This window comes from Pseudoalteromonas sp. S2721 (assembly GCF_005887425.1).
In the GTDB taxonomy this organism is placed as follows: domain Bacteria; phylum Pseudomonadota; class Gammaproteobacteria; order Enterobacterales; family Alteromonadaceae; genus Pseudoalteromonas; species Pseudoalteromonas simplex.
Map to the genome: position 1 here is coordinate 1 of NZ_PNCZ01000142.1, position 268 is coordinate 268.

Here is a 268-nt window from a genome sequence, read left to right on the forward strand (position 1 = left end):
AGGGCAGAATTACGCTTTAATAGGATAAAACGGGCATGCTCTGATTGGTCAATGTTTTCTAAAATAACGGTAAGGGTTAATTGCCAATATACGGTATTGTTGTATTCAACCCGACGAAAATCCGCAGAGCCAGCGGGGGCTTCAAAGTTATCAGGAATAAAGTTGATATTAGTAGCCGATTCATAATACCACACTGGTAAGTCACAGCGATAATCCAGCGCGTAGGTATCTGAGTATAATCGATTTAGCTGTGGCGTTAAGAGGGTGG

Annotated in this window: 1 pseudogene; it reads right to left on the bottom strand. The window is 42.2% G+C overall.

Annotation, left to right across the window (positions count from 1 at the left end):
* A pseudogene (locus CWC02_RS20590) lies at positions 1-268 on the bottom strand (ATP-binding protein); the annotation flags it as partial.